Consider the following 20058-nt stretch of genomic DNA (forward strand, 5'->3'; position numbering starts at 1 on the left):
TGGGTGAATGATCCCGGGCGGCGCAAAGAACTTGGCCTCTTCCTGCGGGCCCGGCGCGACCAGGCGCTGCGGGCCGACTATGGCCTGCCCCCGATCGGCCGCAGCCGTGAGCGGGGGTTGCGGCGCGAAGAGGTTGCCTTCCTGTCCGGCGTCAGCGTGACCTGGTACACGTGGCTTGAACAGGGCCGCGACATTAGCCCGTCCCGCCAGGTCCTGGAAGCGGTCAGCCGCGCACTGCACCTTTCAAGTACCGGCCTTGGCTATGTGCTGTCCCTTGGCGGATATGCGTCGGCCGCTCCAGCCAGCCCCGCCGCCGATACGGCACCGCCCCACATCCAAAGACTGATGGATGCGCTGGATCCCAATCCGGCTTTTGCCTTGTTCCCGGACTGGGGCGTGGCCGGGTGGAACAGGGCCTACGCGGCTCTCTACCCCAACATCGACACCGTGACGCCGGCGGACCGGAACCTGCTGTGGCTGGTGTTCACGGACCCCTATGTCCGGGACCTGCTCCCCGACTGGGAAACCACCAGCAAGAGGTTCCTTGCCGAGTTCCGGGCCGAGACCGGGCAGCGGCTGGGCGATCCCGACATCCAGTACCAGGTGGAGCGGCTCAAGGAAGCGAGCCCGGAGTTCCGGCAGGGCTGGGACCTCTACGACATCCTGGGCTTTGAATCCCGCGAGCGCCTCTTCCACCACCCCGCGGTGGGGGTGCTGCAGCTGGAGCACCACCAGGTGTCCCCGTCGGACCGGCCGGACCTGCACATCGTGGTCTACACGCCGGCCCCCGGCAGCGACGCCGCCGCGCAGATGCAGTCCCTGATGGCTGCCGCCGGCTAACCGGCGCCGGTGCCAAGGTAAGCCAAGGCCGCGGTGGCCTGTGCTTGCGTGGCCATGCGCAGGGTGGGGTCCACGGCCGGCAGGAAGAACGGCGAGTGGTTGGCCGGAATGTCCGTGTCCACAGTGCCCGCTTCCACGGCCCGGCGGTAAAGGTCCCGGGGAACGGAACCGACAATCCAGTACACGTAGGGAATCCCGAAAGCGTCGGGGATGCGGCTGAAATCCTCGGATGCCGTCTGCGGCGCGGTGCGGTAGACGGCATCCGACCCGAAGGACCTGGTGAAGGCCGCGGTGATCCGGGTGTAGGCGTCGGGATCGTTGCTGGTCAGCGGGTACTGGTCGTAGTACTCGAACCCGGGTTCCTGCGGCGAGCCAGCCGCAGCGCACTCGCCGCGGACAATGCGTTCGATTGCTGCAATCATCTGGCTCCGGGTCGCCATACTGTAGGTCCGCAGGTTGAGCAGCAGTTCGGCGCGGTCCGGGATGATGTTGGCGGTGGCCCCGGCGTTCACCGATCCAACGGTCAGCACGGCGAACTCCCCCGGCGTGGTTTCCCTGGACACCACGGTCTGCAAGCGAAGGACGATCGATGCGGCCAGCACCACGGGATCCACCGCCTTGTGTGGCATGGATCCATGGGCTCCGCGGCCGTGGACGGTGATCCGGAGGGAATCGCCGGCGGACAGCACGGGTCCCGGCGTGGTGCCGATGGTTCCCGCCTCGGTGGGCATGACGTGCTGGGCCAGCGCAATGTCCGGCCGCGGGATTCCGGCGGCCAGGTCGTCGTCGAGCATTGCCTGGGAACCCGCCGCCGTCTCCTCCGCCGGCTGGAACAGGGCAATGTAGGTGCCCTGCCAAGTGTCCCGGTGGTCAGCCAGGTACTTTGCCGCGCCGAGCAGGGCCACCACGTGCATGTCGTGCGCGCAGGCGTGCATCACCCCTGGAACGGCGGAGGCGTACGCTGCGCCAGTGGCCTCGGTGACGGGGAGGGCGTCCATGTCCGCCCGGGCCAGGACGCAGGGACCGGCGCCGTTGGCAAGAACGCCTACGACGCCGGTACCGCCGAAGTGCCGGACGTCAAAGCCCCAGCCGGCCAGCTTCGCCGCGACGGCCCCGGATGTTGCGTGTTCCGCAAGGCCAAGCTCGGGGTTCCGGTGGATCTGCTCGTAGAGCGGTACCTGCCATGCCAGTTCCTGCTCGAAGCTGCTGTCCCTGACGTCCATGCGGAGCTCCTCCCGGCCGGCGGCGCCGGCCCCTTCGGCCACTCTAGGCCAGCACCCCCTGCCGCACCACGGCCGGCTGAAACTGTGCACCCGCGCCCGGGAATACCGGCACGTCGATCCGTGCGTGGGTGTGGACCTCGTTCACCGTGGCCCTGGTGTGCAAGGCGATCTGTTCCATCGTGGTCACCCACATGCCGTCCATGCTCTTCACCCGCTCGATCAGCTGCTCCAGGGCCACAGCCTTGGACGGCCGGCCGGAGATGAACGGGTGGTTGGTCAGCACGAAGCAGCTTCCCTGGGAGTGGTGTGCCTCGGCTTCAAGCGTCCACATTTCCAGCACCTTGGCCGGGCTCTCGATCACGCCGCTGCCGGTCACGCCGGGGTAGAAGGCGTACTGTTCCCAGTCGTCCAGGGTCCAGTCCACGGGAATCTCCACGAGGTCCCTGGGATCATCGGCGGCGACGGCGAAGCGGTAGGGGGCGTCGCCGTCGAGCAGGCTGGAATCGTAGAGAAAGCCGCGGTCCGCCAGCAGGCCCGGCGAGTGCCAGTTCAGCTCCCACCACGGTGCCCGGTAGCCCACGGGCCGAATCCCGGCCACCTTTGCCAGGGCCTCCAGGCCGCGGTCGATGTAGCTGGCCTCGGTGGCGGCGCTGATGCCCTGCATGGGTTCATGGAGGTAGCCGTGGTGGGCCACCTCGTGTCCGTCGGCCACGATCCGCCGCACCACATCAGGGTAGGACTCTGCGGTGAAGCCGGGGATGAAAAACGTGGCCTTGATGTCCTGGCGCTCCAGGATCTTCAGCAGCCGCGGCACCGCGATCTTGGGGCCGTAGGACTGGTGGGTCATCAGCGACATGCGCCGGGTGCTGGTGGGATCGTGGGCGATGGTGCAGGATTCGGCATCGACGTCGAAGGTGAAGGACGCGGCGGCCTTGGCACCGTTGGGCCAGGTGATGCTGTGCAGGGCGTCCGCAATGGCGGGCTGGTTCACGGGAAAATCCTTTCTGGCGGGCGCAGTGCGTCCGCCAGGTTCAGGGAGGGGAAGGGATCAGAGGGCAGGAAGGGCGGGAGTGGTGTCCGCCGCCGGGCTCTTTGCTTCAGCTTGAATGCGGGGCTCCAGGGCGAGGTAGCGGATGTGCTGGCGCCGCCCAAGGATGGCGTACACCCCGGCGCTGGTCAGTCCGCCGGCCAGCCAGGACAGGTCCCAGCCGCCCAGGGCCACCGCAATGGGGCCCTGCATGATGGGGATCAGGCCGTACATGAACAGCCACGTCGCGAAAATCCCGGCCACGAGGGAGATGACTCCCGCCCAGTTGACGACGGGCAGTCGCTTGGTGCCAACGCCGTCGAACAGGCGCTCCGGCGCACCCGGCCAGCGCTTGTCCAGCCAGAAGTAGTGGACCAGCATGATCCCGCCCCAGGCGGCCACCCAGGCCACCAGGCCGATCAGCCAGGCGTCGAGCACCGCGGCGAAGTCTTCCTGGAAGATGAAGAAGACGACGGCGGCGAGCGAGAAGACGCCGACGAACAGGTTGAGCTTGCGGCGGCTGATGGAGATGTCCAGGGCCTGCGTGGCGACTGAGAAGGTGTAGATGTTCAGGATGTTGGTGGCAATGGGGCCGTGGAGCACCATGAGCAGTACAGGCAGCGCCATGGCGCCGAAGTTCAGGACGATGAGTTTGCCGGGATCGATCTCGCCGCTGTTGGTGGCCAGGCTGGCACCCAGGACGCCGAGCCACACCACGGGGATGAACTGGCCCAGTACTGAGGCCAGGTAGACCTTTTTCTTGGGGACGCTGGTGCTGACGAACCGGGAGTAGTCAGCGGCGTAGGTGAACCAGGTGATGCCCCACCCGATGCCGATGGCGGTCATCACGGCGCTCATGGCGGCGATCCTTTCGGAGCCTTCCAGGATGGCGCCGGCCGGGCCGGCGTAGCCCCAGTCGATGTCCATGCCGAACCATGCGACGGCGGACATGACGGCCAGGATGAGGATGGTGGGCGGAACGGTCCATTTTTCGAAGGCGGCGATGGCTTTGTAGCCGAACCAGGCGATGGCCACCTGGAGGGCCATGATGAAGGTGGCGACGCCGATCTTCCAGCCGTAGTTGGGTGCTTCCGGGTCAACCCAGCCAAGGGTTCCGAAGAGTGCCATGACCAGGTCCAGGATGATCCACGTGTTCACCGCGCACCAGCCGATGACCAGCAGGGCCTGGATGGCGGCCGGCAGGTAGTTGCCGCGCCGGCCGAACGCCGCCCGGGCCAGGACCATGCCGGTGGCTCCGGTCTTTTGTCCCAGGAGGACGAAGCAGCCGAAGAGCAGCATGCCAATCAGGTTGCCCAGCACCAGGACGGTGATGGTGTCCGCGAGTCCGAGTCCCAGCTGGATCCCGAGTGCCCCCAGCACCCAGTTGATGGGCGCCAGGTTGGCGCCCGCCCAGATCCAGAACTGGCCGGATACCTTGCGTGTTCTCGCTGATTCGGGGATGGGCTGCAGCCAGGCTTCGTGGTCCACGGCGTTGTGGTCCTCGGTTGCCTGCGCAGGTTGGCCGTGCGTGGCTGTTGAAAGCTTTTCTTGCATGGGGGCCTCCGTGAGGTGGATAAGTACCAAAAGGCTATGTGGCCCCCATCACAAGGAACAAGATACGATCTGTCGAACAGATTCTCCTACTACGTTACGGAACGTCGTGTCAGTGTTTCTTGGCGAAATACTCGCCCATCCCGCCCTCGCCGCCGCAGACCCCGTGATCCATCCCCGTGGGGTAGCCGCGGATAGCCAGCCGGTCCGCTGGGTCCACTCCAGCGAGGTGCTGGACATCGCTCCCCTGCTCCGCGGCGGCGAGCTGCTGCTCTGCGGCGGCATCACACTTGCCACCGCCACGCCCGCCAGACGCGAGGAGTACGTCCGCGAACTGGCGCAGCGCGGCATTGCCGCGCTGGCCATCGAGACAGGCGGCGCACTGCCGGAGATTCCTGCCGACATGCTGCAGAAGGCTGAGGAGTTCGGCCTGCCCGTGGTGGAGCTGCGCAAGGTGGTGCCCTTTGTGGGCGTCATGCAGGCCATCAACTCCATGCTGGTGAGCGAGTCGGTGGGCCACCTTCAGCAGGCCGACGCCGCCACCCGCGCCATGGCTTCGGAGCTGGCCCACGGCGCCTCGCTGGACAAGATCCTGGCCGTGCTGGCGGGGATTACCGGTTCCGCCGTGAAGCTCACCTCCCCGTGGGGAGTGACGATGGGCAGCGCGGTGCCGGAGGGGTGGAGCAGCGAGGTTAGCGCGGATGGCGCGGCCGGGGCGGCCGAGGAAGGAGCAGCGGACGACGGCGGCTCCGGGCCGGGCGGGGATGCCAACTTCAGCGGGACTCCTGCTGGAAGAGTGCTCAGCGTGGACATCCCCGTGCGCGGCGTGCTCATGGGCCGGTTGGAGGTGCTGGTGCCGGAGGTTGCCGACACGGCACTGGCACAGGTGGCCGGGGAACGCGCCGTCGACATCCTGGGCCTGGCGCTGCTGCAGCATACGCCTCCCGGGCTGCATGCCCTGGCGGGTGCTGAACTGATGCGCGCAGTGCTCAATTCCGCTCCCGAGTGGCGGCTTGAACAACTTGCTCCAGGTGCCGGCTTTCCGACAGACTCCCCGGCCGTGGTGGCAGCCATTCATGCCGCGGCGCCGCAGGAGCTGCGTGGCGCCGTCGAAAGCTTCCTGAGCTCGCGCAGGATTCCGTGCGCCGCTTACCTGGACGACGCAGAGCTGGTGGTGATGATCGGTTTGCCCTGCACCGAGGCCCCGGGCGAGCGGCGGGAGCTTCTGGAATCCCTGCGGGGGCTGGAGGGCGACCATGATGCCGTGATAGCCGTGGGACCGCCGGTAGGCCGTGTTGCGGAGGCGGCCTGGTCGCTGGCGGAGGCGCGCCGTGCCCTGGACGTGCGACAGATCCGGCGGCGCAATGCCTCGGCGCGCAGGCGGTTTCCGGCGCGCGGCCTGGTGGTGGTTGATGCCCAGGACACCGCCGTTGAAAGCCTCGCCCTGACCGGCCTCGATGCCTCAGCCCGTGACGCGTTCGTCAACCGGCAGCTGCGGGCCGTGCTGGAGCATGATGCGCAGCGGCAGTCCCAATTGTTGGAGACCCTGCAGGTGTGGCTGGACTCCGGCTGCAACACGGCGCAGTCTGCCCGCGAACTGCATCTGGAACGGCAGTCAATGCACCACCGGCTGCAGCGGATTTTCGAGTTGTGTGGGGGCGATCCGCGCGGCACGGGCCGGCTGGCGGCACTGCACCTGGCGGCCCGGATGGCCGGGCTGCCGTGAAACCAGGAAGTCTGCGGAAGGTTGTGCAGTCAGCTTCTAAAAAGGACATAACGTTCAGTTCATGCCAATCGATAGAAATGACAGGGGTGCACAGCTTCGTGAATATCTGAACGATGCCCGCGAAGCAGTCCTGTGGAAATGTGAGGGCCTGAGTGATGCCCAGGCACGTACTCCCCTTACTCCGACGGGCACCCATGTCATGGGCCTACTGCTCCACCGGGCCGTCACCGAATCCCAGTACTTCATTTCATGTCTTGGACGCAAAATTGAGAACCCCATTATCCGGGGCGTTATCGACGCCGAGGACCCTCAGGCAGACTTCCTCCCGCCGCCGAATATGACGCTGATCGATACGGTTAAGGTCTATCGGGAGACAAACGTCGCGGCCGATGCAGTGCTCGATGAAATGGAGCTGGATTCACCGGCCGTGGTGCAGTGGTGGGTAAAGCATCGGCACACTACGGTCGAACGCCTTCTGGTGCATATGATCGCCGAGTCTCACCGTCATGCCGGACACCTGGACATCGTGCGCGAGCAGTTGGACGGTTTCATCGGTTTGCGCCCATCCGCGCCGAACATTCCAGACCAAACGCCCGATCAGTGGGAAGAGCAGCGTCAGCGAATGAAAAAGCTGGCCGACGGCACCTAAGGCATCGTCCGGTTTTACAGCTATACAGACTCGTGGACGCGGTTGTCGTACGGCTCAACGCCTGGCCCCGTACCTCGTTAGGAACACACCGCCGGGAAACGTGCGGGTCTCCACCAGGGCCAGGTTCACCCAGTTGTCCAGGGCTGTGAAGAACGGTGTGCCGCCGCCTACCAGTACCGGATGGGTGACCACCGCATACTCGTCAATCAGTCCGGCCCGCATAGCCGCCGCGGCGAGTGTGGCGCCGCCGATATCCATGGGACCGCCGTCGCCGTCCTTGAGCCGGGTGATCTCGGCAACCGCATCGCTCGAGACCAAACGGGCGTTCCAGTCGACCGCGCTGATCGTCGAAGAGAACACCACCTTCGGCATATCGCGCCAGCGATGGGCGAACTCGACCTGCGCCGGTGTGGCGTCAGGCTGCTGATCCGCGGTAGGCCAGTGGGAGCTCATCGTCTCCCAAAGTTTGCGCCCATACAGCGCCAGGCCGGTAGCCCCCACCCGGTCGGACCACCATTGGAACAGTTCGTCACTCGGTGTGCTCCAGGCGATGTCGTCGCCGGGCGCGGCGATGTAACCGTCCAGGCTCACGTTCATGCCAAAGGCCAGTTTGCGCATGGCGCCAGTCTCCCGTGGGCCACGGCTAGTTGTACAGACCTGCCAAGGTCAGCTTGCCGTCCGCCCGCCCAGCCGTGTGGTTACCTTCGCTGCGGCGGTCACACAGGCCTCGCCCAGGCTCTCGAATTGCTCCTTGGATACCCGGAACCGGGGTGCCGGGATCAACACGGCCGCCACCACGTCGCCGCGGTGGTCGCGGACGGGCGCTGCCACGCCCACCTCGTCCATGGACGATTCCCCGTAGTTGCCCGCCCACCCCCGCCGCACAACATCCTGGAGCCGGGCCTCGTAGGCGGCAAGGCCGGCGTCGTCCATGCCTGGAAAGGTGATGGTGCCACTCCTCAGCAGCTCCCGCACCCGCTCTGCCGGCAGGGTGGACAGGAAGACCTGGACGGACGCGCTCATGGCGTCCCGGTAGCGCGCGCCCAGCGGGGTGGTGTGCTTGATCTGGTGGTGGCTGGCGATCTGTTCCACGCAGATGGCTTCGTCGCCGTTCCACAGCATGAGCGCGCTGGTTTCCCCCGTCTGCTCCGTCAACTGCCGCAGGACCGGGTAGGCCACCCGGCGTTCCTCCATCTCGGCTAGCAGCGGCCCGGCGACGGCGATGAGCCCCAGGCCCAGCCGGAAGCGCTTGGTCTCCGGGTCCCGTTCCACCAGGTTTTCCTGCTCGAAGGTGGCGAGGATCCGGGACACGCTGCTCTTGTGCATGCCCACCCGGTTGGCGATTTCCGTAACGCCCAGCAGCGGCTCATCCGCGGTGAAGGTGCGCAGGACGGCGATGGCATTGACGACGACGGAGGCGCCCTTCACGTCCGGCCCGCCGTTGGTGCCGCTTCCGTTGCCGTTGCTGTCGGGGGTCTTTGCAGGAGTCATGGTGGATACCATCTTTCCCTATCGTTGGCGGCAGACGCCGAAAGCGGCGCCGTGGCCTGAGCTGCTCAGTCCACGGCGCCGCTCTGGCTGTTCAGTGGGTTATCCCTCGACGATGTTGTGCTCAGGACCGAACGGGAACTTGGTGATGTTCTCGACAGAGTTGTCCTCGCCGATGACCAGGATGTCGTGCTCGCGGTAGCCGCCGGCGCCGGGCAGGCCGTCCGCAACCGTGATCATGGGCTCCATGGACACCACCATGCCCGGTTCCAGGACGGTGTCGATGTCCTCGCGCAGCTCCAGGCCGGCTTCGCGGCCGTAGTAGTGGCTGAGGACGCCGAAGGAGTGGCCGTAACCGAAGGTGCGGTTGGCCAGCAGGCCGTGGCTGATGTAGATCTCGTTGAGCTCCGCGGCGATGTCCTTGCAGACGGCGCCGGGCTTGATGAGTTCCAGGCCCCGGCGGTGCACCTCCACGTTGATGTTCCACAGCTCCAGTGAGCGCTCGTCCGGCTGGCCCAGGAAGAGGGTGCGCTCCAGGGCGGTGTAGTAGCCGGAAGTCATGGGGAAGCAGTTGAGCGAGAGGATGTCTCCCTGCTGCAGCTTCCGGGTGGTGGCCCAGTTGTGCGCGCCGTCGGTGTTGATGCCGGACTGGAACCACACCCAGGTGTCCCGGACCTCGCGGTGCGGGAAGGTCCTGGCGATCTCGTGCACCATGGCCTCGGTGCCAACCAGGGCAACCTCGTACTCGCTGATGCCTTCGCGGATGGCGTTGCGGATGGCCTCGCCGCCCAGGTCTCCGATGCGGGCGCCGTGCTTGATGACTTCGATTTCCTCGGCGGACTTGATCATGCGCTGGCGCATGGCGTCCTGGGACACGTCCAGGAGCTGGGCGCCCGGGAAGGCGGCGGCGATCTTTTCGCGGGTCAAGCCCGGGAGGAAGTCATCCTCGACGCCGATCCGGTTGGCCTTGACGCCGCGCTGGCGCAGCGCTTCCTGCAGGCCGAAGTAGAAGTTGTCCCGGCGCCAGTCGGTGTAGACGATGTTTTCGCCGTAGGAAGTGCGCCAGGGCATGCCGGCGTCGATGTTGGCGGTGACGGTGACCGAGTCGTCGGCGGTGACCACCAGGGCGTAGTTGCGGCCGAACGTGGTGTACAGGAAGTCGGAGTAGTACTTGATGCCGTGGTAGCTGGTGAGGATGACGGCGTCCAGGTCCTTGGCGGCCATGATCTGGCGCAGGCCGCCCAGGCGGCGCTCGAACTCCGCGTCGGAGAACGTCAGCTTGCCCTTGGAGCCGATGTGCAGGACCTTGAGGCGCTCGAGTTCGGCAATGGAGGACGCGTTGTCAGCGGTGATAGTCACGAAGGTGTGCCTTTCTAATGGGTGCCGGCAGCTGCTGCAGCCGGTGTTGGTTTGCGTGATGAGGTTGGTCTTGGGAAGACCTCTTGGTCAGAGGTGCTTGAGGGGTTTCCGGGAAGTCTCGGCGGCGAACAGCACGGCCACAAGGGACACTGCGGACGCGGCCACCAGGTACCAGCCGGGCGCCAGCTTGCTCTGGGTCATGCCGATCAGGAGGGTGGCCATGAACGGTGCGGTGCCGCCGAAGAGCGCGTTGGAGAGGTTGAAGCTGACGGCGAAGCCGCTGTACCGGACCTTGGTGGGGAACAGTTCGGCCAGGAAGCTGGGCAGGGTCCCGTCATTCAGGGTGAGCATGCCGCCCAGCAGGATCTGGACCAGGACGATCACCAGGAAGTTGCCGGTGTCCAGCAGCATGAAGGCCGGGACGGTCAGGACCATGAAGAGCACCGAGGCGGTGATGAGCATGCGCTTCCGGCCGAACCGGTCCGAGGCGATGCCGGTCAGGAAGATGAAGCCGATGTAGCTGGCCAGGGCGATGGTGGTGGCCAGGAAGGACTCGGTGGGTCCAAAGCCCAGTTCCTCGGACAGGTAGGTGGGCATGTAGCTGAGGATGACGTAGAAGCCGACGGCGTTGAGCAGCACCGCGCCGCACGCGATGACCAGCTGCTTGCGGTACGTCCGGAACATGTCCAGCGCGGGAGCCTTGGGGGCGTTTTCCTCCTGGTCGGCCAGGGCGCGGAAGGCCGGGGTGTCCTCCAGCTTGGTGCGGATGTAGCGCCCGATCAGGCCCATGGGGGCTGCCAGGAGGAACGGCAGCCGCCAGCCCCAGTCGTGCAGCTGTTCGGTGCTGAGCACCGAGCTGAGGAGTGCCGCGATCAGTGAGCCCAGGAGCAGGCCAGCAGCGGTGCTGGCCGGAACGACGGCGGCATAGAGGCCGCGGCGGTTGGCCGGTGCGTATTCCACCAGGAAGGCCGAGGCTCCGGCGTACTCCCCTGCGGCCGAAAATCCCTGGACCACGCGGACCAGGAGCAGCAGGACCGGGGCCAGCATGCCGATGGTGCCGTAGCCGGGGATGAGTGCGATGCAGAAGGTGGAGACGGACATGATGACGATGGAGAGGGACAGCGCTTTGCGGCGGCCCAGCTTGTCACCAATGTGGCCCCAGAAGAAGCCGCCCAAGGGACGGACGAAGAAGGAAATGGCAAAGACTGCGAAGGTTGCCAGGAGCGCGGTCTGCCGGTCCGCTTCGGGAAAGAACACCGAGGAGATGACTGCTGCCAGGTAACCGTACACGGCGTAGTCGAACCATTCGACGAAGTTGCCGATGAAGCTCGCGGTGACCACCCGGCGTCGGACGTCCTTGCTGGCAACGGTACTGTCCGCAGCATTGCCAGCCCGGGCGGGACCGTTGGCGTCAGCGGCAACGATTCCGGCCCGGGGTGAGTTTTGTCGGGTACTCATGAAACCACCAATTGAAAGTTGGAGTTGCATTGCTTGCAACGTGGTTGTTTCAAGATAGGCCGTGATGCGCAACACAGTCAATAGGTTTTGAAATGATTAATCCTGCGACCATCGAGTGGATGGGCCGGAAGTGGCACACATCAGGGTCCACGCTAAAACGATCCAACTCGTTGCGTCTAAGGCAACAGGGTTGTAACAAGAGCGAAACTCGGGCTTCAACGCAGAAATGGCCGCCAAGCGGGAGCGCTTGGCGGCCATTCAACGGCAGGGATGTGCTGGAGGGTTTATCCCGCAGGAACAGGTTCCGCTGCGATTACCGAGTGGTCCCGGTGCAGGTTCCCCAGGGCCGAGGCCCCCTGCGGTGACCCCAGGTCGGAGAAGAACTCCACGTTGGCGCGGACGTAGTCTGCCCACTCGTCCGGCACGTCGTCGGAGTAGTAGATGGCTTCCACCGGGCACACGGGATCACACGCACCGCAGTCCACGCATTCGGACGGGTGGATGTAGAGCGAGCGTTCGCCCTCGTAGATGCAGTCCACTGGGCACTCCTGGATGCAGGCCTTGTCCTTTACGTCCACGCAGGGCTGGGCGATCACGTACGTCATGGCAGCTACACACCCGTGTAGACGGTCTTGCCCCAGGTGAAGAACTCCAGGGCGGACCTGCCCTGCTCGCGGAATGTGTTGGTGGAGGAGTCCTTGACGCCGCCAAACGGCACATTCAGGTCCAGTCCCGCCGTGGGCCGGTTGACCTTGATGACGCCCGCCTGCGCCCTGGCGGAGAAATCGGTGGCCAGGGCCAGCGAGTCGGTGCAGATACCGGCGGTGAGGCCGTAGCGGGAGTCGTTGATGGCGGCCAGTCCGGCCTCGTAGCCTGGCACTTCCAGGACGGCCACCACGGGGCCGAAGATTTCCTCGGTCACGGCCGGATCGTCGTAGGCCAGGTCGGTGAGCACGGCGGCGGGGAAGGACAGCGCTCCGGAGGAATCGCCGTCGTACCTTCCATGCAGGAGGGTGGCACCGCGTTCGACGGCGCCACGCACCGCTGCCTGGTCCTGCTCGAACTGCTGCCGGCTCACCACGGCCCCCATGGCAGACTCCAGGCCATCGCCCGGCGTGTATTTGGCGGCTTCTGCCACCAGCGCCTCCAGGAACGCGGGGCGGATGCCGGGGGTGACGTAAACGCGCGACGTGGCCGTGCAGGCCTGGCCGGTAAGGCCGAAGGCGCCTGCCGCCACCACCTGTGCGGCCTTCGCTGGATCGGCGTCGTCCAGGACCAGGACGCCGTTCTTGCCGCCCATCTCCAGCTGCACCCGGGCGCGCCGGCCGTTGAGGATCTCCTGCAGGCCCAGGCCCACCTTGGTGGAACCGGTGAAGGACATTCCCGCAATGCGCGGATCGCGGGCCAGGGCATCGCCCACCACGCGGCCCTTGCCGTGCACCACGTTCAATACGCCGGCCGGCAGTCCCGCGTCCTGCAGGGCGCGGGCCAGGTGTGTGGCGGACAGCGGCGTGAGCTCGGCGGGCTTGATGACCACGGCGTTGCCGCTGATCAGTGCCGGCGCCGTTTTCCAGGCCGGGATGGCGATGGGGAAGTTCCAAGGGGTGATCAGGCCAACCACGCCCAGCGGCTCGCGCCGGGTGGTGATGGTGGTGTCCGGCAGCCCGCTGGGCAGCACCTCACCGGTCGCGGCCCAGCCGAGCGAGCCGAAGAACCGCAGCACGTCGGAGGCGCGCTTCACTTCGCCCTTGGCCTCGGCCAGGGTCTTGCCTTCCTCGCGGACCAGGTCCTCGGCAATGGCCGCCTGCCGTTCGATCAGCAGGTTTCCGGCGGCCAGGAGGACGGCGCCGCGGGATGGTGCGGGCAGCGCTGCCCAGGCGGGCTGCGCGGCTGCAGCTGCGGTGACAGCGGCGTCCACGTCCTCGGCGGTGCCGCGGGGTGACAGTGCGGCGAGCTCGTCCGGCCGGGCGGGGTTCATGCGCCAGGTTTCTGCCTCGCCCAGCCATTGGCCATTGATGAGGTGCTGGGCGGTCAGGTGTGCGTCGGCGGTGGTTTGGGGGTCCAGGGCGGTGGAGGTCATGGCGTTCCTTTGGAAGATGGTGGGTGGGGCTAGAGGCTGCGGATGAGGCCGCCGTCGCACCGCAGCGCCACGCCGGTGATGTACGACGCCGGTGCGCTGCACAGGAAGGCGGCTGCGGCACCGAACTCGGTGGGTTCCCCATACCGCCGCGCGGGGATGGTTTTGCGGGATTCGAGCCGGATTTCGTCCAGGGTGGTGCCACGGCGCTTGGCCGCTGCCTGGTCCAGTTCGGTGACGCGGTCGGTGGCGATCCTGCCGGGCAGGAGCAGGTTGACGGTCACCCCGTCCAGCGCCACCTCCGCCGCGAGGGTCTTGAGGTACGCGGCCAGGGCTGCGCGGCCGGTGTTGGAGATGGCCAGGTTGGGCAGGGGCGCGGCCACCCCGCTGGACCCGACGGCCAGGATCCTCCCCCACCGCCGCTCCCGCATTCCGGGGAGGGCCAGGGCCACCAGGGCCTGGTGGGGCTTGACCAGGGTGTCGAACGCTGCGGCGATGTCCTCGGAGCCCAGGGTCGCCGCGGCGCCGGGCTTGGGTCCGGGCCCGTTGAGGACCAGGATGTCGATCTGGCCCAGGCCCGCTTCGGTCTGCGCCGCTGCCGCTGCCACTCCCCCGGGGGCGGTGAGGTCGGCTTCGACGGCAATGGCGCCGAACCCAGGGAGGTCACCATATGCTGCGTGCAGTTCGCCCACGATCTCCTGGGCCCGGTCATGTCGCCGGCCCACGATGGCCACCTTGGCCCCTTCCGCGGCGAGTGCCCGCGCCACGGCGAGCCCCAGTCCGCCGGTGGAGGCCGCCACCAGCGCTGTGCGTCCCGCAATGCCCAGATCCATCAGAGGCTCCCGGCCGGGACGGGCGTGCGGGTGATTTTCAGTGCCGTGGCCGCTTCGCGGAGGTGCGCGATCATGGCGTGCCGCAGGTTCTCCGGGAAGCCCGGCGCCGGGGCGCGGACGCCGGAGTCCTTGATCCAGCCGCGTTCGCGCAGGCATTCCTTGCGGACGGCCAGGGCCACCCTGGCCTGCTGCTCGAAGTTGATGAGCGGCAGGTAAGGCACCAGCTGGGCGGCGGCCGCCGCGTAGCCCTCCCGCTGCCAGGCCCGGACGCAGGCAATCAATGCTTCCGGATAGGAGAATCCGGTCATGGCTCCTGCGGCTCCGGCCAGGAGTTCATCCAGCAGGCCTTGGCCGCCAAGGCCGCCGAACACCGAGATGCCGGTGGCGGCGCTGAGGGTTGCGATGGCCACGCTGGTGGGCGGCGCCTCGGCCTTGATGGCGATAACGGACGGGCTTGCCCTGACCACCGCGATCAGCGCCTCCGTGGAGATGGTGACCCCGCTGGCCAGGGGGTAGTCCTGCAGCACCACCTTGGCGCCGGTGGCACGGTGGATGGCGTCCAGGTGGGCGGCGACAACTTCAGGTTTTGGCGAGTTGGCCTGCACCATAACGGCGGCGAGACGCTGGCCGGCAGCCTCCTGGGCAGCACGGATCTCCTCGATGGCGGGCCGGGTGGCCAGGGCGGTCACGCCCACCACCAGCGGCAGGCTGGTGCATTCGACGGCGATTTCCAAGACCTGCCGCCGCTCCTCCGCCGCAAGTGCGGCTGCTTCGCCGAACACGCCCAGGACGGTGAGGCCGGTGGCACCGATGGTTTCGTAGCGCTCCACGAGGTCGGAGAGGCTGTCCAGGTCCACGTCCAGGGTGCTGCCCTGGAACGGGGTGGCAACGACGCCCCACACGCCCGGGGCCAGGGATTCACGCTTTTCAGGCGCGGCGGATTGCGGCATGGTTGTTTCCTTTCAAGGAAAGTGAAGCGGGAAGAGGTTCGACGGCGGCGGCCCGGTCAGCGGCCCGGCCACAGCGGCTGCCGTTTTTCCTGGAACGCCCGGACGCCTTCGGCGGAGTCCTCGCTGTCCAGGGCGGCCATGAGGGCCGGGAGCCGGAGGCCGCGCGCTTCGGCGGCCGTCAGGTGCGAAGTCCGGGCAGCCATCTGCTTGACCGCCCGGACGGAGGTGGGGGCACAGGCGAGGATCTGGTCCACCCAGCGCTGCACGGCGGCGTCGAGCTCCTCGGCCGGCACCACTTCGTTGACCAGGCCCATGGCCTGCATCTCGGCCGCGCCGGCTTTCCGGCCGGTAAGGAGCATGCCCATGGCCTGGGTGTAGGGGACGCGGCGCAGCAGCTGGTGGATGCCGCCGTCGAGCGCCAACCGCCCAACCCGGGGCTCCGTCAATCCGAACTTGGCGCTGTCCGCCGCCACCACGATGTCCGCGCCCAGCACGATCTCCATGCCGCCGCCCAATGCGTAGCCGTTGACCTTGGCGATCACGGGGATGTCCAGGGTGGTGCGCAGGCTCAGGCCGCCGAACCCGTTGGGGTCCAGGCCGGCCCAGTACTCCAGGCCGGTCTTGTCCACGGCGGAGGCGGACATGTCCGCGCCCACGCAGAACGCGCGTGACCCTGCCCCGGTGACGACCACAGCCCGCACGGACGGATCCTGCTCCAGCTGGTCCCAGATGTCGTTGAGCCGGGCCTGCGCGGTGCCGTCAACAGCGTTGAGGACGTGCTGGCGGTCGATGGTGACGGTTGCGACGCCGTCGTTGATGCTGAGAGTGACTTCGTCTACCCGCTCCGCCAGGGCCGTCACCGCAGGACCCCCAACTGCTGCAGGCGTTCAATCGTTTCGGCGTCGAAGCCGTTTTCCAGCAGGACCTCCACGTTGTGTTCGCCGAGGCGGGGCGCCACGCGGCGGACCGTGGGCGGGGTGGCGGAGAGCCGGATGGGCGCATTGAGCATTTTCACGGTGCCCACCCGCGGGTGTTCGGCCTCCACGATCATGCCGTTGGCCTCGGTCTGGGCGTCGGCGAGCGCCTGTTCCAGGGTGTGGACGGGGGCGTTGAGGAGCCCCTGTTCCTCCAATTTCCCGGTCCAGTATTCGGTGGTGTTGGTGGCGAAGTGCTCCCGGAAGATGGCCTGGAGGGCGGGCTTGTTCTTGAACTGCTGCTCCAGGGTGGCGAACCCGGGCCGCTCGGTCAGGTCCTCGTCCAGGCCCAGGGCGTCGGAGATCCGCGCCAGCGGGTCGGGGGTGAAGCCGCCCACCATGCACACGGCGCCGTCGGTGGTTTCGAAGACGCCGCTCAGCGGCATGGCGCCCCAGTTGACCTCGTAGCCGCGGTTGAGCTGCATGCACGCCTCCTGCATCTGCAGGTGCAGCATGGAGTCGTACATGGTCACCTCCACCTTCTGCCCCACGCCCGATGCCTGCCGGGTGCGCAGCGCCAGCAGGATGCCCTGCATGAGGTGCATGCCGGTGATGTAGTCGCAGAGGGTGGTGGGGTAGATGGCCGGCTTCTGGTCATCCGATTCGCGGCGCCACATCACGCCCGAGTAGGCCTGGGCGATCGCGTCCTGCCCGCCCTTGTGCGAGTACGGTCCCACCGGGCCGAACCCGGTGCCGGAGGCCCAGATGATGCCCGGGTTCTTCGCCTTCAGGTGCTCATAGCCGAAGCCCATCCGCTCCATGACGCCGGAGCGGAAGTTGCTGACCACCACGTCCGCGTCGGCCAGAATCCGGTGCAGCACCTCGCGGCCTTCCTCCGTGCGGGTGTCCACCGAGACGCTGCGCTTGTTGCGGTTGATGGACAGGAAGATCGGGTTGTCCTGGCCGTCCTGGTCCGGGAACGAGTTGCGGGAGATGTCACCCGCGCCCGGGCGCTCCACCTTGATGATGTCCGCACCGTAGTCGCCCAGCAGCTGGGTGCAGGACGGGCCCATGAACACCTGGGTGAAGTCCACGATCCGGATGCCTTCCAGCGGAAGGGGCACGGGTGAGGCAGCCGCATTGGCGCCCGCCGCCGTCGGGCGTTCCACCCGCTCTACCGTTGCCGCGCTCACGCCGGCACCGCTGCTTCGGCGTCCAGGGTGGCGTTCGACGACGGGACGTCGCCCGGGTCCGCGCCGTGCCGGCGCATGCCCTGCTGGATGTCCGCTGCCGCCACATCGCGGACCAGCACGCCGGACTCGACGGCGAGCGCTGCGGCGACGCCGACGGCCTGTCCCATGGCCATGCAGGGCGGGATTTCGCGGGACATCTTCTGCGCCTCGGGGGTGGCGGAGTAGTGGCGGCCGGCCACCAGGAGCTGGTCCACTTCCTTGGGCAGCAGCGAGCGGTAGGGGTAGTAGTAGTCGCGGCCGCGGGCCACGCTGTCCTGGAAGTGGCGGCGGGAGGTGACGTCTTCCTTGGTCATGACGTACTCGCCCTGCAGAAGGCGGGTCTGGCGGACGCCCATTTGGGAGGCGACATCGAGCATGTAGCACTTTTCGAAGCCGGGGAGGTTGGCCCGGACGTAGTCCACGGCCTCGGAGATCTTGTCCCGGGCGGCGAACTCCGCGGCGGTCATGTCTGCCGGGTCCACGCCGTCGAAGCCGGTCATGTGCGGGGCGTTGCACCACACCACGCCGTCGATGGGGGTCTTGAGCCACCACAGTTCCCAGGCCCCGCCCAGGAGCCGCTTGATCTTGCGGTTGATGGCGCGGGCTTCCTTGGGGTTGGCCTGCTCGAAGGCTTCGGCGGCAGCGGTGTCCACGTTGCCCAGCCGGAAGACGAGGGTGGTGAGGTAATTGTCCTTGGCGTAGCTGGCGCCGGCGCGGGAGGCCACGTCGATGTCGCCGGTGGTGTCGATGACCACGTCCGCCATGAAGGCCTGCGGGCCCAGCTTGGTTTCGCAGATGACGCCCTTGATCACGCCGTTGTCCACGATGGGGCGGGAGAACCAGGAGTGCAGCCGCATGTCCACGCCGGCCTCGCGGACCAGGTCGTTGGAGATTCGCTTCCAGCCGTCCGGGTCGAAAGCGGCGGCGTAGCAGATGGGCTTGGGGTTGGTGTGGGAGTGGAAGTCGAAGGTGCCGTAGCGGCCCCACTTGTTCCAGAGTTCCTCGGAGGTACGGCGGTCCTCGGCCGGCGGGACGATGGCCAGGCCCAGTTTCTGCAGGCGTTCGACGTATTCGGAGACGATGCCGGTGACGGTGATGTCCTGGCCGTTGATCATGTCGTCCAGGACCAGCACCATGCCGCCGGAGGCCAGGCCGCCCAGGGAGGAGTAGCGTTCCAGGAGGGTCACCTTGGCGCCGGAACGGGCGGCGGTGACGGCGGCGGCCACACCTGCGGGACCACCGCCAACCACCAGGACGTTGGACCGGGAGATCACCGGGGCGGTGAGGTCCGCAGTGGTGGTGCTGAGTTCGAGCGTGTTCATGGGGAAGTCCTTACTTTCCGACGAAGATGCCGTTGGAGCGGCGTGCGGCGAGGTAGAAAACGATGCTGAGGATGGAGAGGACTGCGACGTAGACCGGGAAGACCCACGTGAGGTTCAGGGACTGCAGCCAGACCAGGAGGTAGGAGGCGGTGCCGCCGAAGAGGGCCACGCCGATGCCGTAGCCAAGGGCCACACCGGTTCCGCGGATGTTCTTGGGCATCAGGGAGGAGCTGACCACGTTGTAGAGGGTCATGTTCAGGACCAGGACGATCGAGCCACCCAGCAGGACTGCTGCGAAACCGCCGATGCCGGGCTGGACGTACAGGAGCATGAGGAACACGGAGGGGATGGCCAGGACGCGGGTCACCAGGAACCAGCGGGACATGGACCGGCCGTCGGCCAGCTTGCCGATGATCCAGCTGCCGATCACCAGGACGACGCCCAGGACGGTGGTGAGGGCGAAGACTGCGGTGGGGTCTTCCTTGAAGCCGCTGCGGGCGGCGCTGGGCAGGCCCACGTTCCAGGCGTAGTTGTAGGCCTGGGCGGCCCCCACCACGAAGATGATCGCCAGGACGGAGAGCCAATGCTTGCCCACGCCGGACCATACGGTCTTGGCGGTGTTGGTGGCGCGCTCTTCTTCCTTGAGGGTTTCGGGCAGTGAGCGGCGCAGGTAGAGCACCACGAAGCCGAACAGGGCGCCGATGATGAACGGAACGCGCCAGCCCCACTCCCCCATGGCCGCGCCGCCGATCACCAGGCTGCAGACGAAGCTGACAAGGGAGGCGAGCAGGATGCCGATGTTGACGTAGAAGGACATGATGCCGGCCACGTAGCCTTCGCGGCCTTCCGGCGCCAGTTCAACGGCGTGGGAGGTGGAGAGCGGGGCTTCGATGCCGGTGGAGATGCCCTGCAGGATACGGCAGGCCACCAGGATGATGCCGGACCAGGCGCCGATGGTGGCGTAGCTGGGGGTGACGGCGATGAGCAGGGTGGTGCCTGCCATCAGCATGATTGACAGCAGCATCACGCGGCGGCGGCCGATGCGGTCGGCCAGAGTGCCCAGCAGGATGCCGCCGAGGGGACGGAAGGCGAATCCGACGGCGAACACGGCCAGCGCGTTCAGGGTGGCGGAGAGGGGCTCGGTGCTGGGGAAGAAGTTGGGGCCGATGAAGGCGGACAGGAGGCCGAAGACCATCCAGTCGTACCATTCCAGGGCGTTGCCCAGGCCAAGGCCGAGGAGGCCCTTGCGGACTTCTGGGGTGAATTTATCGCGGTTGCGGGGGGATGAGGTGGTGGCACGTGGTGACGGTACGGCGTTGTCCGTCGCTTGGATGTCGAGCATGGGAGTGTCCTTACGCTGGCGCCGGGAAGGGCGCAGGAGGGTATGACGCAGCGACGCCTGTTGGAGG

18 protein-coding genes are annotated in these 20058 nt (G+C 67.1%); 3 read left to right on the forward strand and 15 right to left on the reverse strand.

All coding sequences use genetic code 11. The annotated features are described in order from the left end of the window. Positions 1–3: 3 nt before the first annotated feature. Complete coding sequence (locus LFT44_RS17555; RefSeq protein WP_236799692.1) at positions 4–840, forward strand: helix-turn-helix transcriptional regulator; 837 nt, start codon at positions 4–6, stop codon at positions 838–840. Here the strand turns inward: LFT44_RS17555 and LFT44_RS17560 are convergent. Genes LFT44_RS17560 through LFT44_RS17570 form a run of 3 tightly spaced genes read right to left on the reverse strand, consistent with a single transcriptional unit; the run spans position 837 to position 4644 of the window. Next, positions 837–2063, reverse strand: a complete 1227-nt coding sequence (locus tag LFT44_RS17560; RefSeq protein WP_236799693.1) for an amidohydrolase — start codon at positions 2061–2063, stop codon at positions 837–839. The genes LFT44_RS17555 and LFT44_RS17560 overlap by 4 nt on opposite strands. Positions 2064–2106: 43 nt before the next feature. Next, a complete protein-coding gene (locus tag LFT44_RS17565) occupies positions 2107–3054 on the reverse strand; it encodes a polysaccharide deacetylase family protein (RefSeq protein ID WP_236799694.1) in 948 nt (315 codons plus the stop codon). Positions 3055–3111: 57 nt separating this feature from the next. Further along, positions 3112–4644, reverse strand: coding sequence for a purine-cytosine permease family protein (locus LFT44_RS17570; protein WP_236799695.1), 1533 nt, complete (start codon positions 4642–4644; stop codon positions 3112–3114). Between the two features lie 106 nt (positions 4645–4750). On the opposite strand from LFT44_RS17570, the gene LFT44_RS17575 reads away from it, so the two are divergent. Together LFT44_RS17575 and LFT44_RS17580 are read left to right on the forward strand one after the other, a co-directional pair. Next, positions 4751–6367: a PucR family transcriptional regulator gene (locus LFT44_RS17575; protein ID WP_236799696.1), complete on the forward strand. Its 1617-nt coding sequence runs from the start codon at positions 4751–4753 to the stop codon at positions 6365–6367. A 61-nt stretch (positions 6368–6428) separates the two neighbouring features. After that, positions 6429–7016 (forward strand): DinB family protein, encoded by a 588-nt coding sequence (locus tag LFT44_RS17580; RefSeq protein ID WP_236799697.1) that lies wholly within the window; start codon positions 6429–6431, stop codon positions 7014–7016. A gap of 54 nt (positions 7017–7070) precedes the next feature. Here LFT44_RS17580 and LFT44_RS17585 read toward each other — a convergent pair whose 3' ends face one another. From LFT44_RS17585 to LFT44_RS17640, 12 genes are all read right to left on the reverse strand, one after another. After that, positions 7071–7634, reverse strand: coding sequence for a dihydrofolate reductase family protein (locus LFT44_RS17585; RefSeq protein WP_236799698.1), 564 nt, complete (start codon positions 7632–7634; stop codon positions 7071–7073). A gap of 48 nt (positions 7635–7682) precedes the next feature. Beyond that, positions 7683–8519, reverse strand: coding sequence for an IclR family transcriptional regulator (locus LFT44_RS17590; protein ID WP_442863755.1), 837 nt, complete (start codon positions 8517–8519; stop codon positions 7683–7685). Between the two features lie 87 nt (positions 8520–8606). Continuing rightward, the gene (locus tag LFT44_RS17595) at positions 8607–9863 is read right to left on the reverse strand and encodes an aminopeptidase P family protein (RefSeq protein WP_236799700.1); all 1257 of its coding nucleotides are present in this window, start codon (positions 9861–9863) and stop codon (positions 8607–8609) included. Between the two features lie 87 nt (positions 9864–9950). After that, positions 9951–11321 carry an MFS transporter gene (locus tag LFT44_RS17600; protein WP_236799701.1) on the reverse strand — a complete coding sequence of 457 codons (1371 nt, stop codon included), beginning with the start codon at positions 11319–11321 and terminating at the stop codon, positions 9951–9953. A gap of 284 nt (positions 11322–11605) precedes the next feature. Continuing rightward, positions 11606–11926, reverse strand: coding sequence for a ferredoxin (gene fdxA / locus LFT44_RS17605; protein WP_236799702.1), 321 nt, complete (start codon positions 11924–11926; stop codon positions 11606–11608). Between the two features lie 5 nt (positions 11927–11931). Further along, a complete protein-coding gene (locus tag LFT44_RS17610) occupies positions 11932–13401 on the reverse strand; it encodes an aldehyde dehydrogenase family protein (protein ID WP_236799703.1) in 1470 nt (489 codons plus the stop codon). A gap of 29 nt (positions 13402–13430) precedes the next feature. Next, on the reverse strand, positions 13431–14231 hold the full coding sequence (locus LFT44_RS17615) for an SDR family oxidoreductase (protein WP_236799704.1): 801 nt from the start codon (positions 14229–14231) through the stop codon (positions 13431–13433). Continuing rightward, positions 14231–15181, reverse strand: a complete 951-nt coding sequence (locus LFT44_RS17620) for a dihydrodipicolinate synthase family protein (RefSeq protein WP_236799705.1) — start codon at positions 15179–15181, stop codon at positions 14231–14233. The genes LFT44_RS17615 and LFT44_RS17620 overlap by 1 nt, the downstream gene beginning before the upstream one ends. A gap of 56 nt (positions 15182–15237) precedes the next feature. Next, complete coding sequence (locus tag LFT44_RS17625) at positions 15238–16041, reverse strand: enoyl-CoA hydratase-related protein (RefSeq protein ID WP_236799706.1); 804 nt, start codon at positions 16039–16041, stop codon at positions 15238–15240. Next, entirely contained in the window at positions 16038–17288 is a 1251-nt protein-coding gene (locus tag LFT44_RS17630; protein ID WP_236799707.1) for a CaiB/BaiF CoA transferase family protein, read from the reverse strand. The genes LFT44_RS17625 and LFT44_RS17630 overlap by 4 nt, the downstream gene beginning before the upstream one ends. Continuing rightward, positions 17285–18649, reverse strand: a complete 1365-nt coding sequence (locus LFT44_RS17635) for an FAD-dependent oxidoreductase (RefSeq protein WP_236799708.1) — start codon at positions 18647–18649, stop codon at positions 17285–17287. The genes LFT44_RS17630 and LFT44_RS17635 overlap by 4 nt, the downstream gene beginning before the upstream one ends. 10 nt (positions 18650–18659) lie before the next feature. Next, on the reverse strand, positions 18660–19991 hold the full coding sequence (locus LFT44_RS17640) for an MFS transporter (protein WP_236799709.1): 1332 nt from the start codon (positions 19989–19991) through the stop codon (positions 18660–18662). Positions 19992–20058: the final 67 nt, after the last annotated feature.

Source organism: Arthrobacter sp. FW306-05-C, from assembly GCF_021801725.1.
GTDB lineage: Bacteria > Actinomycetota > Actinomycetes > Actinomycetales > Micrococcaceae > Arthrobacter.